General features: G+C 58.0%; 1 pseudogene. It reads left to right on the plus strand.

Annotated features, from left to right (window positions below):
* Positions 1–95: 95 nt before the first annotated feature.
* A pseudogene (locus ACRYR9_RS19850) lies at positions 96–616 on the plus strand (hypothetical protein); the annotation flags it as partial.

Below are 616 nucleotides of genomic sequence, written 5' to 3' on the forward strand. Positions count from 1 at the left end.
AAAAAAGCCCAACCCGAAGCCAAGCGACAGATTGAGATGGAACGACAAGCGCGCATCGCCGCAGGGGATACGCGCGCAGCAGAGGATGTCCAGCAATGAGCCTGATCGACGACATCACCAAGTTTTGCGAGGATCTGATACTGGGTGATTTTGAGGAAGATCCCAGCAACGCCGCGATGATCGTCGGTGGCGTGATTTCGCTGATCCCGGTTGCCCAGCAAGTACTGAACGTGCGCGACATCTCCGGGATGATCTACCGCATCTCGCGTAAGGGAGCGCCACACTGCACCAAAGACGATTGGGTTGACTTGGCCTTGGCAGCCTTCGGGTGCATTCCTGAACTGGGCAGCCTCTTCAAGACGATCGTCAAACCCCTATGGAAAGGGCGCAAGGTGCTGAAGGGTGCCCTGCGCGGCGAAGCCTTCGTCAGCGGCATGCTCGGGAAGGCCAAGGGCAAAGCCATTACCTTTATCCGAACGCTGGACTGGGCGAGCAATGCGCAAATTGCGATCCAGCAGATGGACAATGCTTTGACTGGCTGCGACCAACTGCTGGCGGAGTTGGAGCAGTCCCACTGGTGGCTACCGGACTCTGTGCAGGGACTCGCTCACGACTT

It is taken from the genome of Kineococcus auxinigenes, from assembly GCF_050871525.1.
GTDB lineage: Bacteria > Actinomycetota > Actinomycetes > Actinomycetales > Kineococcaceae > Kineococcus.